The sequence below is a fragment of the Bacillus sp. SIMBA_005 genome (assembly GCF_046535585.1).
GTDB classification, from domain to species: domain Bacteria; phylum Bacillota; class Bacilli; order Bacillales; family Bacillaceae; genus Bacillus; species Bacillus pumilus.
The window spans coordinates 1-273 of sequence record NZ_JAWRWI010000387.1; the positions used below are offsets into that span (position 1 = coordinate 1).

General features: G+C 59.7%; 1 protein-coding gene. It reads left to right on the plus strand.

Going from position 1 to position 273, the window contains the following annotated elements; all coding sequences use genetic code 11:
- Positions 1-186, plus strand: a 186-nt coding sequence (locus SB660_RS20580) for a hypothetical protein (protein WP_410584191.1), incomplete at its 5' end; no start/stop codon positions are given.
- Positions 187-273: the final 87 nt, after the last annotated feature.

The following is a 273-nucleotide window of genomic DNA, read 5'->3' on the forward strand; positions in this document are numbered from 1 at the left end:
GTTGCGAACCTTTCCCCCGCTCTGACGGAGCTGGCAACGGTTGTGAGTATCTTCGCCGACCAGTGCATCGATACGCTGGAGTGGAACCGGGAGCGCCTGGCCGAACTCAGTGCTGAGCCGTTTGATTCGCTCATCGCCCAGGCAACCACAGCAGGGTATGACGCCGTGGCTAATCGACGTTCATAGGCGCTACCAAGGAGGCGAAGCAATTGACAGCTGATGTAGGTACCGGGTCTCGCCTGGAACGCACAAGCCTGGTTGACCAGGCCGTTG